The sequence below is a fragment of the Rhizobium sp. WW_1 genome, from assembly GCF_003610155.1.
Lineage (GTDB): Bacteria > Pseudomonadota > Alphaproteobacteria > Rhizobiales > Rhizobiaceae > Rhizobium > Rhizobium tropici_A.
In genome coordinates this window covers 97,293-113,172 of record NZ_RAIN01000009.1, presented here as the reverse complement: position 1 = coordinate 113,172, position 15,880 = coordinate 97,293, and the positions used below count along the sequence as shown (strand labels likewise).

8 protein-coding genes are annotated in these 15,880 nt (G+C 61.5%); 7 read left to right on the top strand and 1 reads right to left on the bottom strand.

Translation table 11 applies throughout. The annotated features are described in order from the left end of the window. The 7 genes from BJ928_RS24785 (at position 1) to BJ928_RS24755 (ending at position 8,207) form a co-directional block, all read left to right on the top strand. The gene (locus tag BJ928_RS24785; RefSeq protein ID WP_047633060.1) at positions 1–897 is read left to right on the top strand and encodes a carbohydrate ABC transporter permease; all 897 of its coding nucleotides are present in this window, start codon (positions 1–3) and stop codon (positions 895–897) included. Between the two features lie 3 nt (positions 898–900). Continuing rightward, positions 901–1,992 (top strand): ABC transporter ATP-binding protein, encoded by a 1,092-nt coding sequence (locus BJ928_RS24780; RefSeq protein WP_047633061.1) that lies wholly within the window; start codon positions 901–903, stop codon positions 1,990–1,992. A gap of 55 nt (positions 1,993–2,047) precedes the next feature. After that, positions 2,048–4,516: a glycoside hydrolase family 2 protein gene (locus BJ928_RS24775; RefSeq protein ID WP_047633063.1), complete on the top strand. Its 2,469-nt coding sequence runs from the start codon at positions 2,048–2,050 to the stop codon at positions 4,514–4,516. Positions 4,517–4,604: 88 nt separating this feature from the next. Further along, entirely contained in the window at positions 4,605–5,366 is a 762-nt protein-coding gene (locus BJ928_RS24770) for a sugar phosphate isomerase/epimerase (protein WP_047633065.1), read from the top strand. Between the two features lie 11 nt (positions 5,367–5,377). After that, positions 5,378–6,511 (top strand): Gfo/Idh/MocA family oxidoreductase, encoded by a 1,134-nt coding sequence (locus BJ928_RS24765; protein WP_047633067.1) that lies wholly within the window; start codon positions 5,378–5,380, stop codon positions 6,509–6,511. Positions 6,512–6,581: 70 nt separating this feature from the next. Beyond that, a complete protein-coding gene (mgrA, locus tag BJ928_RS24760; protein WP_047633069.1) occupies positions 6,582–7,613 on the top strand; it encodes an L-glyceraldehyde 3-phosphate reductase in 1,032 nt (343 codons plus the stop codon). 264 nt (positions 7,614–7,877) lie between these two features. After that, entirely contained in the window at positions 7,878–8,207 is a 330-nt protein-coding gene (locus tag BJ928_RS24755; protein WP_047633070.1) for an RcnB family protein, read from the top strand. Positions 8,208–8,345: 138 nt separating this feature from the next. Here the strand turns inward: BJ928_RS24755 and BJ928_RS24750 are convergent, their stop codons facing one another. Continuing rightward, the gene (locus BJ928_RS24750) at positions 8,346–15,530 is read right to left on the bottom strand and encodes a membrane protein (RefSeq protein ID WP_047633072.1); all 7,185 of its coding nucleotides are present in this window, start codon (positions 15,528–15,530) and stop codon (positions 8,346–8,348) included. Between the last annotated feature and the right edge of the window lie 350 nt (positions 15,531–15,880).

Genomic DNA, 15,880 nt, shown 5'->3' with positions numbered 1-15,880 from the left:
ATGGCACTTGCCGCCACCATCGAGCCTTCGGGCGCAAAACCAAAGCGCCGCTTCGCGCCGCGCACCATCATGCTCTACGGCATTCTCGGACTTGCAGCGCTCTACTACGTGCTGCCGCTCTACGTGATGATCGTCACCTCGCTCAAGGGCATGCCTGAGATACGCATGGGCAATATCTTCGCGCCGCCCGTGGAAATCACCTTCGAACCCTGGGTGAAAGCCTGGTCGCAGGCCTGCACCGGGCTTTACTGCCACGGCATCCAGGTCGGCTTCTGGAATTCGGTGAAGATCCTCGTTCCAAGCGTCATCGTCTCGATCGCCGTCGCCTCGGTCAACGGCTATGCGCTCGCCAACTGGCGCTTCAAGGGATCGGAAGTCTTCTTTACGATCCTGCTGTTCGGCGCTTTCATCCCCTACCAGGTCATGCTCTATCCGCTGGTGATGGTGCTGCGCGAACTCGGCCTGTTTGCCACCCTTGGCGGCATCGTGCTCGTGCATACGATCTTCGGCATGCCGATCAACACGCTGCTTTTCCGCAATTATTTCGCCTCGCTTCCGCCTGAGCTCTTCAAGGCGGCGCGCGTCGATGGCGCGGGTTTCTGGCAGATCTTCCTGCGCATCATGCTGCCGATGTCGCTGCCGATCTTCGTCGTCGGCATCATCATCCAGATCACCGGCATCTGGAACGACTTCCTGTTCGGCGTGATTTTCGCCGGCACGCAGAATTATCCGATGACGGTGCAGCTCAACAATGTCGTCAACGCCGTGCAGGGTGTGAAGGAATACAACGTCAACATGGCCGCAACGCTGCTGACCGGCGCGGTGCCGCTTATCGTCTATTTCGTGTCCGGACGGCTCTTCGTCCGGGGCATCGCCGCCGGCGCAGTGAAGGGTTGATCCATGAACAGCAGCGTTTCCATCAAAGACCTTTCGCTGAACTTCGGTGCGGTCAACGTCCTGAAAAATCTCAATCTCGAGATCAATGACGGCGAGTTCCTGGTGCTTCTCGGTTCCTCGGGTTGTGGCAAGTCCACCTTGCTCAATTGCATTGCCGGCCTGCTCGATATCAGCGAGGGGCAGATCTTCATCAAGGGCAAGAACGTCACCTGGGAGGAGCCCAAGGATCGCGGCATCGGCATGGTGTTCCAGTCCTATGCGCTCTATCCGCAGATGTCGGTCGAGAAGAACCTTTCCTTCGGCCTGCGCGTCGCCAAGGTGCCGGGAGACGAGATCAACAAGCGCATCGCCCGCGCGGCAGAGATCCTGCAGATCGAGCCGCTCCTGAAGCGCAAGCCGGCCGAGCTTTCCGGCGGTCAGCGTCAGCGCGTCGCGATCGGCCGCGCGCTTGTGCGCGACGTCGATGTCTTCCTCTTCGACGAGCCGCTGTCGAACCTCGATGCCAAGCTGCGCTCGGAGCTGCGTGTCGAAATCAAGCGGCTGCACCAGTCGCTGAAGAATACGATGATCTACGTCACCCACGATCAAATCGAGGCTCTAACGCTCGCCGACCGCATCGCCATCATGAAAAACGGTGTCATCATGCAGCTCGATGATCCCACGACGATCTACAACGAGCCGCGCAATCTCTTCGTGGCTGGCTTCATCGGATCGCCTTCGATGAACTTCCTGAAGGGCGAGTTGGTGAACCGCGAGGGTAAGGTCGTTTTCGCCACCAATGACGTGCTGTTCTCCCTTGATGGCTACAAGGCTGGGGAAGCGTTGCAGGCAGGCCGCAAGGTCGTGCTGGGCGTCCGTCCCGAGCACATCAAGGTCAATGAGGAGGCGGCGGCCGGCGCAGAAGTCCACAATGCAACAGTCGACATCGAGGAGCCGATGGGCGCCGACAATCTGCTGTGGCTGAAGCATGCCGGCCACACCATGTCGGTGCGCGTCAATGGCGCGCGCCGGTTTGGCGCCGGTTCTGCCGTGAAGCTCGGCTTTGACATGTCTCTCGCATCACTCTTTGATGCGCAGACCGAACTCAGAATTTGATCCATGCAAGGAGGCGGCCTTGCCGCCTCCGCCTTACTGCGGTCCGGGAGGTCCGATGTCGTCTTCGCTCAATGATAATTTCGCCGTCGATCTCGCCGGTTTGTGGAGGCTGACGTCTCCCGATAGCGATCATTCGCTCTCCATGTCTCTGCCCGGTGATATCCACACGGCCCTGAATGCGGAAGGGCTTATCCCCGATCCCTATTTCGCGCGCAATGAAGAGGTCGTGCAATGGGTCGCCAAACAGGATTGGGAGCTGACGCGCAGCTTCACGCTCGATGATGTCGGCGGCGACTGGTATCTTGATATCGACTATCTCGACACCGTCGCCAGCGTCTATGTCAACGATGCACTGGTATTGGAGGCAAACAACTGCTTCCAGCGTTATCGTCCCGATGTCTCGAAAGCGTTGAAGGCAGGCGAGAATACCATTCGTATCGTCCTGCATTCGAGCATTTCGGCAGGCGCGGCGCTGCAAGAAAAGCAGCCTTTTTATATTCCCTATAGCACCGGCAACTCGCCGATCCCGAATGGCAATATGCTGCGCAAGCCGCAGTGCCATTTTGGCTGGGACTGGAACATTGCGATCGCGCCGCTTGGCCTCTATGGCACCATCGCACTGAAGAAGCTCGAGATCGCACGCATCGAGAACGTCGTCAGCCAGCAGGTTCACAACGACGACGGCTCTGTCGATCTCAAGGTCACGGTCGCCTTGTTTGCCAAGGGAGCCGGCATCGCGCAGCTCTATTTCTCGCTCGATGACGCGCGGGTGCGCCTGGACGTTGGGGTCAATGCCGGTGAAACGTCGATCACGCACTTCTTCCATGTCGACAAGCCCAAGCTCTGGTGGCCGGCAGGAAATGGCGAGCAGGCGCTTTATGCCTTGTCCGTGGAAACCAATTTCGAGACCGTCACGCGGCAGATCGGTCTACGCACGGTTGAACTGATCACCACCGAGGATGAAGCGGGCAGCCGTTTTGCGTTGAAGGTCAATAGTCGCGAGATCTTTGCCCGCGGGGCTAACTGGATTCCTGCCGACGCACTGTTTTCACGTTCCAAGCCGGAGCTGACGGCGGATCTGCTGCAATCGGCCGTTGATGCCAATATGAACGTCATCCGCGTCTGGGGCGGCGGCTTCTACGAGCATGACTGGTTCTACGACATCTGCGATCGACTTGGCCTGATGGTGTGGCAGGACTTCATGTTCGCCTGCAATCTCTATCCGTCGACGGGCGATTTCCTTGATAATGTCGAGGAAGAGGTGGACTATCAGGTTCGCAGGCTTGCGACGCACCCCTCGATCGTTCTCTGGTGCGGCGACAATGAGCTGGTGGGCGCGCTCACCTGGTTTGAGGAATCCCGCAAAGATCGCGATCGCTATCTCGTCTCCTACGACCGCCTGAACAGGACGATCGAGCGGGCAATGAAGAAGGCATTGCCGGATGCGATCTGGTGGCCGTCGAGCCCTGCCTCCGGCTATCTCAATTTCGGCGACGCCTGGCATGCCGATGGCTCGGGCGACATGCATTACTGGTCGGTCTGGCACGAGAACAAGTCCTTCGACAATTATCGGTCCGTGCGGCCGCGCTTCTGCTCGGAATTCGGTTTCCAGTCCTATACCTCGCTGCCCGTCATCAAGACCTATGCCGAGGCGAAGGATATGAATATCGCCTCTCCGGTCATGGAGCTGCATCAGAAGAATGCCGGTGGCAACGAGCGCATCGCCGGCACGATGTTCCGCTATTTCCGCTTCCCGAAGGATTTTCCGAACTTCGTCTATCTGAGCCAGGTGCAGCAGGGCCTCGCGATCAAGACGGCGGTGGAATATTGGCGGTCGCTGAAGCCGCATTGCATGGGCACCATCTACTGGCAGCTCAACGACACCTGGCCCGTGGCATCGTGGTCGAGCCTCGATTACGGCGGCCGCTGGAAGGTGATGCACTATCTGGTGCGGCGCTTCTTCCAGCCGGTATCCGTCGCGGCAATTCCGTCGGAGGATGGCAAGACAATCCGATTTTCTCTCGTCAACGACACCAATGCGGATGTCACGGCCGATATTTCCGTTTCGCTGCTGAAGCTTGACGGCGAGCGCGTGCTGCTGACGACGGCGCATGCCGTCTGCACGCCGAATGTGGCTGTCACGGCCTTGTCGATCGATGTGGATCAGGTGCCCTCCGATTGCCTGCTGGCGTGGCGTTTCACCGCATCGAATGGAATGGGCGGCGAGGGGCACTATGTCCACGGTACCTACAAGGCGCTCGAACTTCAGCCCGCCGGCCTGACCGTATTGCGGGAGGAGAAAGAGGAGAACGGGACGGTGGAGCTCACCGTCACCGCCAAGGGACTTGCGCTATTCGTGATGATCGAGAGCGAAGTCGAGGGACGTTATTCCGACAACGCCTTCGATCTTGCCACAGGTGAAAGCCGCCGCATCGTCTTCACGCCCGCCAAGCCCGTTGCGGGTGGGGTCCCTGCATTCCGCATCTATGATTTGCAATCCAGCCAGTCGGTTGACAGCCAGTAGGCGAGATTGAGCTATCGCGTCGCAGTGGCGGCGCTTTCGGGGCCACAAGCCCAAGACAGACGGCCCGGAGGCCATTGGAGGAGTATCGATGACGAAACTTGGATTTCAGCTTTATAGCGCCCGCAATTTCCAGCCTTATTCGGAGATCTTCGTAAAGCTCGGCAAGGCCGGCTATGCCGAGGTGGAAGGCTTCGGCGGCATCTATGCCGATCTCGACGAAACCGGTCTCAAGACCCTGCGCGCCGAGCTCGACAAGAACGGTCTGACCATGGCGAGCGGCCATTTCAGCCCGGATTTCCTCGATGGTGAAGTGCAGAAGTCGCTCACCATCGCCAAGACCCTCGGTATGGATTCGATCTATGCCCCGCATATCGGCGCCGACGAGCGTCCGAAGGATGCTGCCGGCTGGCGTGCTTTTGGCAAGCGCCTGCAGGAAATGAGCAAGCCTTACAAGGATGCGGGTTTTGAATTCGGCTGGCACAACCACGACTTCGAATTCGTCAAGCAGGCGGACGGCTCGCTGCCGATCGAGCAGATCTTCGAGGCCGCCCCGGATATTTCCTGGGAAGCAGACATCGCCTGGGTCATCCGTGGCGGCGGCGATCCCTTCGCCTGGATCGAAAAGCTCGGTCCGCGTATCACGGCGGTTCACGTCAAGGACATCGCGCCGGCTGGCGAAAACAAGAACGAAGACGGCTGGGCCGATGTCGGTCACGGTACGGTTCCGTGGGCAAAGCTGCTCAAGGCGCTGACCGGCACCAAGGCCAAGCACTTCGTCGTCGAACATGACAATCCGAGCGACGTCGATCGCCTGATCACGCGCTCCATCGCATCCTTCAAGAGCTTTTGAGGCACTTCCACATGGCTAAGGAACTTGGCGTCGGCATCATCGGATGCGGCAATATCTCAACCACCTATTTCTCGCTCGCCCCGCTCTTCAAGGGTCTGAAGGTACTGGCTTGCGCTGATATCAACATGGAAGCGGCGCGTGCGCGCGCCGAGGAATACAAGGTCAAGGCCCAGACCATCGACGAGCTGCTCGCCAATGATGAGCTCGACGTCATCGTCAACCTGACCATTCCGGATGCGCATTTCCCGGTTTCGAAGCGCATCCTCGAAGCCGGCAAGCACGTCTACTCCGAAAAGCCGCTGGTGCTGACGCTGGAGCAGGGCGAGGAGCTGCGCCGCATCGCCAAGGAGAAGGGGCTTGCCGTCGGCTGCGCTCCCGATACCTTCCTCGGCGGCGCCCACCAGCTCGCGCGCAAATTCATCGATGAGGGCGGCATCGGCCGCATCACATCGGGCTCGTGCCATGTGATGAGCCCCGGCATGGAAATGTGGCATCCGAACCCGGACTTCTTCTTCCTGCCCGGCGGCGGTCCGATCCTCGATCTCGGCCCGTACTATGTCGCCAACCTGATCAACCTGATCGGTCCGGTGAAGCGCGTGGGTGCGATGACCTCCATGGCGTCGCCGACCCGCACGATCACCAGCCAGCCGCGCAATGGCGAGATCATTCCCGTGAAGACCCCGACGACGATCCAGGCTCTGCTGGAATTCGTCAGCGGCGCCCGGATCACGCTGACGGCAAGCTGGGATGTGTGGTCGCACCGCCATGCCAACATGGAGCTTTACGGCACCGAGGGTTCGCTCTACGTGCCCGATCCGAACTTCTTCGGCGGCACCGTCGAGGCAAGCGGTCGCGACAAGGAGATCAAGCCGCTGGAAAACTGGGCGCATCCCTTCGGCATCGCCAACCAGGAAAGCCCGAGCGGTGCCCGCGCCAACTACCGCACGGCCGGCCTAGCTGACATGGCGGCATCGCTGATCGACGGACGTGATGCGCGTTGCTCGCTCGATCGCACGCTGCACGGTGTCGACGTCATGACCTCGATCCTGAAGTCCGGCGAGGAGGGTCGTTTCATCGACCTGACAACGACCTGCACGCAACCGGCGGCGCTTGGCATCGCTGAGGCGCAGGCGCTCTTGAAGTAAGCGCAAGAAAAGCTAGTTTGCGCGCGGGTGAACAACCCGCGCGTTTTTTTCATCTCGAAGGAATTTCATCATGGCCTGGCAACCGGCACCCGATCGCTATTCGAAAATGAAATACAACAGGACCGGCCGTTCCGGTCTGAAGCTGCCGGCCGTCTCGCTGGGGCTCTGGCACAATTTCGGCGGCGATACGCCGCATGACCGCAAGATCGATATGTGCCGCACGGCCTTCGATCTCGGCATCACCCATTTCGACCTCGCCAACAATTACGGTCCGCCTCCCGGTAGCGCCGAGACCGCCTTCGGCGAGATCATGCGCACCGAATTCGCCGGTCTGCGCGACGAGCTGATTATCTCCTCCAAGGCCGGCTACGACATGTGGCCGGGTCCTTATGGCGAATGGGGCAGCCGCAAATATCTGATTGCCTCCTGCGACCAGAGTCTGAAGCGCATGGGCCTCGACTATGTCGACATCTTCTACTCCCACCGTTTCGATCCTGACACGCCGCTCGAGGAAACCTGCGGTGCGCTCGACCATATCGTCCGTTCGGGCAGGGCGCTTTACGTGGGGATTTCTTCCTACAATTCGCAGCGGACGCGCGAAGCTGCCGCCATTCTCAAGGACCTCGGGACGCCATGCCTCATCCATCAGCCGAGCTATTCGATGCTCAATCGCTGGGTCGAGGATGACGGTCTGGTGGATACGCTCGAAGATCTCGGCATCGGCTCCATCGTCTTCTCGCCGCTGGCGCAGGGCATGCTGACGACGAAGTATCTCGGCGGTATTCCGGACGACAGCCGCGCCGCACAGAACCACTTCCTGAAGCGCGATTTCATCCGCCCGTCTATCATCGACAATATAAGAAAGCTCAACGAGATCGCCGAAAAGCGCGGCCAGACGCTGGCGCAGATGGCGATCGCCTGGGTTCTGCGCGGCGACCGCATCACTTCCGCCCTGATCGGCGCCAGCCGCTCGTCGCAGATCGTCGATTGCGTCAAGGCGCTCGACAATCTCGATTTCACGGCAGAGGAACTGAAGCAGATCGACATCTACGCCAAAGAGGCTGACGTCAATCTCTGGGCCAAATCGGCCGAGCGGGACTGATCACATGAGACGCCCGGAACCATGTTCCGGGCGTTTTTTGTTGTTCCGGCGCTGCTATTGTCTAAATCCGCGAGAGCGTCTCATTCATGCGTTTTCGGTAAAGGCCGGGTAGCGTCTGCAACGATCGTGTTCTGCTGCAGCGCTGATCGGGAATACTCGTAAAAGATTGCCCCTCTCCATTACGCAATTGTAATTCGACTGTCAGATGCGTTTCATGTCTGTCACGATAAGAGTGCGCGCAGATTCTGAAATGAGGAAACATCAATGAAAAAAATCTTCACCGTCCTTCTTGCGGCATCCGTCCTGTCGATGCCGTTGGCTGCGACAGCGCAAGTCAAGCCGGCGCCGGCCGGCAAGCAAGCCGTTGTTGCCGAGAAGGAGGTGACGAAGAAGAAGGTCGTCGTGCGCAAGGGCGGCTGGGTAAAGGGCCGGCGTTTGTCGGCTTCCGACCGGCGCCGCGCGGTGGAAATCGACTATCGTGCCTTGCAGCTGTCCACGCCGCCGCGCGGCTATCATTGGGTTCGCATCAAGAACAATTTCCTGCTCGTCGGCATTACGAGCGGCCTGATCTCCAAGGTGCAAGAAGCCCGGTAGTTCCTAAGCGATGCTGGCTGACACGGCGAGGGTGGTCTTCGGAGCGCCCTTTTTTCATGCCCGCAAATACGAGTTGCCTGGAATCAAAAATCCCCGGCGCATGGCCGGGGATTTTCAGTATTCGCGCTTACCTCGATCTCAGCTCAGGCGGCCGGCGGCATGGGCCAGCATGGTGTAGACCTTGCCGGTGTCTGAGGTGAGGTAGGATTGCGTGACGGTGCGGTCGCGATCAGTGCGGGCAACGTCGGCAAGCAGCTTTTCGAAATCGGCAATATAGCGATCGACTGCGGTGCGGAATTCCGGCTCGCGGTCGTACTTACGCTTGATCTCGTCAAAGGTCTGCTGGCCCTTGAGCGTGTAGAGGCGGCGCGTGAACACGTCGCGTTCGCCGCGCTGGTAACGGCGCCACAGGTCGACCGACGCATCGTGATCGATGGCGCGGGCGATATCGACCGAAAGCGAGTTCAGCGATTCCACGACATGGCGCGGGTTGCGTGCGGCGGGAGCCGGTGCCTGTTCCGCCGGTGCCTTCGGTGCAGCCGGGCGTGCCGGCTGCAGGCCGGCGTTCTCGTCGCGCGAAGCGCCACGCAGGAGATCGCTGATCCAGCCGCCGCCGGCAGTTTCCTGGCGGGCTGGCGCTGCCGTTTCGACTGGGCGCTGTGGCTGTGCAGCCGGGCGCTCGGCGGGGATCGATCCGCGCAGGCCGAGGGCCTCAATGGAAGGTCGCTGTGGTTGCGGTGCAGGCCGCTGGACGGGCTGCTGGGCAACCGGCTGCTGCGGAGCCGGCTGCTGTGGCCGCGGCGCAGGGGCTGCCGGGGCAGGTGCGGGCGGTGCTGCCGGCTGCGGACGCGGGGCAGGCTGCGCATCGGCGAGTGCGCGGGCCGCGGGCTCGGAAATCTCCAACTGCTGTGTCGAGCGACCGACGATCTGCGAGATGTCCTGCAGCGCCTTGATCTGCTCGGCAACGGCACGGCGCATCGCTGCCGCACTTTCCTTTGCTTCTTCCGGAAGGTCGAAGGCACCGCGCTTCAATTCGCTGCGGGTGAGGTCGAGTTCGCGGCGGATATCGCCGGCCGAGCGGCGGATTTCATCCGTCGCACCGGCGAAGCGGCCGATGGCGTCGTCAACGGCGACGCGCAGGGTTTCCCGCAGCTGCTGAGCCGCCGTGTCGGAGGTCTTGCCGGCATCGGCGAGCATCTGTTCGACTTCGGACAGCGAAGCCGTCAGGCCGCCGCGCAGGCGGTTGGTGAGGTCGCTGGAGCGGCGCTCGGCGTTGGCGAATGTGCTTTCGACGGCGTGGTTTGCTTCCTCGCCGGCTTTCGCCAGCGCGCCGCGCATGTTGTCCGCTGCATCCTCCGCGCGCTTTTCGGCGTCGGATAGAACGCGGCCGATATCCGCGAAGGAGGACTGCACGCTCTGGCGCAGATTGCCGGTGACCTGGTTGGATCGCTGTTCGGCGCGGTCGAAGGCCGTCTCCACCATCGAGCCGAGGGCGCGCATCGTGTTTTCGATCTCTTCCGAGCGCTGCACAAGGCCGACGGCCAGGTTCTGCAGCGCCGTCTCGCGCTCTTCCAGCGTCGAGACGAGGTTCGACTGGGCAGCACCCAGAAGCTGGGAGGCCTGCGCCAGCACCTTGGAGTGGTCGTCGAAGCGGCCGACGATGCTGCCGACCTGCGACAGGGTCTGACCGGTGATCTCGGACAATTTGTCGACCTTGCCTTCGAGGAGACGGCTGGAAGCCGAAACCATCTCGCCGGCCTTTGCGGCAGATTCGGCGAAGCGTGTCGAGGTTGCGGTCAGGCGATCGTCGACGCTTGCGAATTCGGTGGCGGCGTTGGACAGCAGGCCGGCGATCGCCGAGTTGTTGTCCGCCAGGCGGGCGATGATGCCGTTGACGCTGGCAAGCAGGTTGTTTTCGAGGGCGCTGACCGTGTTGACCGCGTGCTCGGTGCGCGACGAGATCGCGTTGATGAGAGCCGCGTTTTCGGCGCGCAAACGCTCCGTGCTTTCCTGAGCTGCTGCCGAGATGAGGGCGGCGGCTTCCTGACCGGTTGCCGCATAGCGATCGACGATCGGGCGAGCCTTTTCCTCGATCAGGCGCGACAACTCGGTGGAGCGTCCTGCGAGCATCGAATTCAGCTCGCGGGTGCGCTCGTCGAGCGAGGTGCGGATGGAGGAGCCGCGGGCTTCCAGCGCCTTGTCGACGTCGGCAAGCGTGCTGTTGATCTCGCGGGTACGCTCTTCCAGAGAGGTGCGGATAGCCGTGCCACGCTCGTCGAGGGCGCGCTCGACCTGCGCCATGGTGGAGACGATCTTCTCGCTGCCATCGGTCAGCGTGTCGCGGATGGCCGCACCGCGGGCTTCGAGAGATTGCTCCGCCGAAGACAGCGCTTGCGAGATCGTGTTGACCTGATTGCTGACGAGGCCTTCGGCTTCGGCGACCTTGTTAACGATCGCATTGCCTGCTTCCGAGAAGGTCTGGGCGACGGCCGCGGCCTGGCTTGCCAATCGGTTCTGCGTTTCCGAGACGCGGTTGACGATGTCGTTGGAGCGCTCGGTCATGGCGCGTGCGAAAGCATCGCTGTGGCTGCCGAGGTTTTCGGCAAACTGCTGGCCGGTGCTGGCGAGTAGAGCGGCCGTGCGGGTGGCTTCCGTATCCATGCCTTGAGCGGCATCGGCAACGGCAGTGCGCAGCGTCGTTGCAAGATTGGCGGCCTTGCCTTCAATCGTGCGGTTGACGGCTTCAAGGCCGACATTGAGAGCGCGATCCATGGTCGAAAGGCGCTCTTCGATTCGGGCGGATGCCTGGTTGCCGCTGTCATCGATCCTTGCGGCGCCGCTCGTCAGCGTATCGGAGAGGCGGTCGCCGGCGGCGTTGACCTGAGCCGTAACGCCGGTGACGCCTTCGTTGATGCGGTTTTCGAGAGCCGAAAGGCTGGCCTCGACGCGCGAGCCGGTCTCGGCAAAGCGGTTCGTCATGCCGTCGATCGACTGGTTGAGGTTGGACGAGAAGGTTTCGGCCGAGCGCGCAATGTCGCCGGCGGCCTGCTGAATGCGACCGGCAATATCGCCAGCACCGCTGTTCAGGCGCTCTTCCAATGTTCTTGCGCTGGCGTCGATCGTCTGACGCAGCGATGCCTCGCGGTCCTCCAGCGACATTTCCAGCATGCTGGCGCTGGTGGCGATCGACGTGCCGATGGCCGTCGTCTGTTCCATCAACGTGTTGTCGATCTGTGCATGGGCGTCGCGCAGGGCGAGATTGATGGCGCTGCTGCGGTCTTCCAGCGTGGAGCGCATGCGCTCGTAGGCGGAAGCGAGGTTCTGATCCATCTGCGACAGACCGGCGCCAAGCGTGTTTTCGAGATGGCGCGTGGTGGTGCCGAGAACGGTTTCGACGCGATCGCTGTTGCTGCCGAGCATGTCGGACAGAGCATCGGTATGCGCGGTGAGTGAGCGGTCGAGGCGAGCCTGGTTTTCGCTGTAGGCGGCGCGGATTGCATCCGCCTTGTCGCCGAAGGCGCCGGCAACGCGGGATTCTGCGCCAGAGACGCTGTCGAGAAGCGCATTGGCACGCTCTTCCAGAGTGCTTTCGAAGCGGTTCTGGTTTTCCGCGAGCGAGATTGCGAAGGCCATGCTCTTGTCGTCGAGCGTGTTGGTCAGTGCCTCGTGGCCGCTGGTGACGGTGTGGGCAATGGCCTTTGCGCCGGTGGCAAGTGTGTCTTCGAGCTTCGCATGGCTTTCCGAAAGGGCGACGGCGAGCGACATCGTCCGGTCGTCGAGGCTGTTGACGATCCTGTCATGGGTGCCGGCGACGGTTTCGTTGAGTGCGTCCAGCCGGCTCGATACGGCACCTTCGAGGCGCGACTGCGTGTCGGACAGAGAAATGGCGAGCGCCATGGCCTTGTCGTCCAGCGCGTCCGCAAGCGCGTTGTGGTTGCTGGTAAACGCGTTGGTGATCGCTTCGGCGCGATTGGCAAGCGTTGCCTCGAGGCGAGACTGACCGGAGGTCAGCGCATCGGAGAGTGCCCTTGTCTTGCCTTCGAGCGTATCGGTAACGCGATCGGCATGGCCTGAAACGGTATCTTCGAGGCGAGCCTGGGCTTCCGACAGCGCGATGGCGAGCGCCATTGTCTTGTCGTCCAGCGTGCTGCCGACGCTTTCCGCGTGGCCGGAGACTGCGTTCTCAAGGCGGGCCTGGCTCTCGGAGAGGGCGATGGCCAATGCCATCGTCTTGTCGTCCAAGGTGCTTGCAACGCTTTCCGCATGCCCGGCGATGGTGCTTTCCAGGCGCGACTGGCTTTCGTTGAGCGCAATGGCGAGCGCCATCGCTCTGTCATCAAGCGCTTCGGCCAGGGCATTATGGTTGCCCGCAAATGCCTTGATGATCGCCTCGGCGCGATTGGCGAGGGTTTCTTCGAGACGGGATTGGCCCGAGGTCAAGGCTGCGGCGAGAGCGCTGGTCTTGCCTTCGAACGTATCGGCAACGCGATCAGCATGACCGGCAACCGTTTCCTCCAGCCGGGCCTGGCTCTCGGAAAGCGCGATCGCAAGTGCCATCGTCCTGTCGTCGAGGGCGTTGGTGACGCTTTCGGCATGACTGGAGACGGTGTTTTCGAGACGAGCCTGACCGTCGGCGAGCGCGCGGGCCAGCTCCCTGGTCTTGGTATCGAGTGTGCCGGCGACATGTTCCGCATGGCCGGAAACTGTGTCCTCGAGGCGAGCCTGACCTTCGGCGAGCGCGCGGGCGAGTTCCTTGGTCTTGGTGTCCAGCGTACCGGCGACATGTTCCGCATGACCGGAGACTGTGTCTTCCAGACGGGATTGACTTTCGGAAAGGGCAATCGCGAGCGCCATCGTCCTGTCGTCGAGGGCGTTGGTGACGCTTTCGGCATGACCGGAGACGGTGTTTTCGAGGCGGGTCTGGCCTTCGGCGAGCGCGCGGGCCAGTTCCTTGGTCTTGGTGTCCAGCGTGCCGGCGACGTGTTCCGCATGGCCGGAAACCGTGTCTTCCAGGCGGGATTGGCTTTCGGAAAGGGCGATGGCGAGGGCCATCGTCTTGTCGTCCAGCGTGTCGGCCAGCTTGCCATGGGTATCGGCGATGGCGCTATTGATGGCGTCGGCGCGGCTTGCCAGCGTATTTTCGAGGCGGAGCTGGCTTTCGGCCAGCGAAATCGCCAGCATCGAGGTGCGCTCGTCGAGGGCGGCGGTCAGATGCTCATGGGAACCGCTGACGGCGCTGGTGATCGCTTCCGAGCGCTCGGCAAGCGTCTGCTCGAAACGGGACTGATTGTCAGCCAGCGCGCCAAACAGAGCGTTGCTGCGGGCCGCCATGACGGTATCGATGCGTTCATGGGCGGAGCCCAGCGCCTGCGTAATCTCGCTGGTGCGGGCGGAGAGCGTGTTGTTGATGTCGTTGGCGCGGCCGGTGAAGGCCGAGGTGAGCTCGTCCGTGCCGCTTTGCAGCGCGGCAGAGACGTCGCGTGTGACACCCTGCACGGCGGAGGTAAAGGCGCCGGCATGCGAGGCAAGCGTGGAGTTCAGTTCGCTCGTGCCCGAGGTCAGCGCCGATGAGATTCCCGTTGTGGCATTCTGCAGCGCGGAGGTGATCTCGTTCGCCCTGGAGCCGATCGCGCTTTCCAGCACTTCCTGGCCGGTTGCCAGCGTCGTTGCCAGTGCAAAGGATTGGTCGGTCAGATGCGAGCCCAGGCGCTCGATGCTTGAGGTCAGGATGCCTTCCAGCGCGTCCGAATTGCTGCCGAGCGACTGGTTGATGCGGGCGAGGCTTTCCGTAAGCTTTGTATCCAGAGTGCCGGCGCGCTTGTCGAAGGCTGAGGTGAATTCCGATACTCGCTCGTCGAAGGCCGTCGAAAGCTGCGCGATCGTCGACTGGAAACGCTCATCGAAGAAGCCGGAACGCAGGTCGATATCCATGATCGCGTCGTCGGCCGTCGACTGCAGGCTCTGGCGGAAGCTCGCACCCTTTTCGTCGAGCGCCGTGTTGAGGCGGGAAAGCACATTGTCCAACGTGCCGGTAATCGAGCGTTCGCCGCCGGTGAGGCTTTCGCTGATCTCCTTGGTGCGGGCGACCAGCGTTTCGTTGAGCTGACGGGCGCGTTCGTTGAGCGCGGAGTTGAGCTTTTCGGTGTTTGCGTCGAGCGTCGAGGCGCGCGTTTCGAACTGGCCGAGCAGCGCGTTGCCGCGCTCGCTAAGGGTCGACGACAGGGATTCCAGGCGCGTATCGAATTCGTGGCTGAGAGCGAGGCCGGAGGCGTTGAGGTTCTGCAGCAGGCTGTCGGTCTTGGCCGCAAGCAGGGTGCCGAGCGCCTGTACGGCGGAATCCGACTTCTCCATCAGAGCTGCGGCGCGGGTATCGATCATCGAGGCGAAGGCTTCGCCTGAAGTGGAGAGGCGCACGGCGATTTCTTCGGTCGCCAGCGAGAGGTCTTCCTTGATCTGGTCATGCACGCCAGAGATGGACGAGCGGATGCGCTCGGCGTGATTGACAATGGCGTCGCGCTCGGCGCCCAGTTCGTGGACGAGGCCGCGTACGCGCAATTCGTTGTCGGCGTAGCTGCGTTCCAGCGCATTGACTTCGGTATGGACCAGCGTTTCAAGCTCGGTGGCGCGTGCAATGGTGCGCTCGATGCCTTCGTTCATTGCCGAGACTTCGCGGCGCACGGCCTGGCCAACCGTCATGATGCGTTCGGAAGCGATGGTTTCCGGCTCGACGAGCCGCAGGGCGACTTCCGCCATGGAGCGGGCCGCATTACGCATGTCGTGCGCACGCGATATCATCATGCCGAAAGCGTAGAAGAGCAGTACGGGAACGATGATGCCGACGATGCAGGCGATGACGCCCGGAAGAGCGGCGAGATCCGCGATCGACTGAATGTTTCGGATCTGGGTGCCGTAAAGCATGAAGGCGAGGCCGGCGCCGCCGATGATCCAGAACAGCGAGAAAATGGTGGCGTTTCGCACCGCATGGCTTTGGGATGCTCCGTCGAGCGCCCTCAAGATGCTAGCGGAGCTTGCCCGGTTGCCGTCATTGGCGGCAGCAAGGCTCGGGTTCTTCGGCGCCTCGGCGGCGCGGGGCGGGGCGGCTGGTGCGGCCGTGCTGCGTGCGCCGCCATTCTTGCGGGCGGCATCATCTCTGCTCTGCTTTATCGGCTGTTTCGGCGGCTCAGACACATTTCGCTCCGGGACATCGGGCGTAGAGGCACTGCGAGACTCCAAGTTCTCGTCACTGAAATCGATCTGCAGAGCTTCGTCCAATGCCTGAAAGGCCTTGTCCTCGACCGACTCGATGTACTTTTTGTTCGCCATGCGGTTACGCCTCGTTACAACTCACTCGGGCTTGCCGTGTCTTTTCCGGTAATTCCGCCGCGTCCGGAAAAGACGAACCCTGCCTCCCGTGGGGGCCTCCGCCTTCGATCGATATCGAGCTTGGATTTCCCATTACATTCAGAGTGGATAACTGGTTTTTCAAACGGATGTTATGAAAACATTACCATCATCCACTTCCTGGGCAAAGGCATGTGCCATTTACCCAATTTACCAGTATCGTAGTGACACATTCCCCCAGTCATGACAATTAATTCCACCTTAAAGGCAGTGGATCGTTAAAGCGTCATTAACCCTGTTTGCCTGTTCCGAGCCATCAAAACCCAAGATTT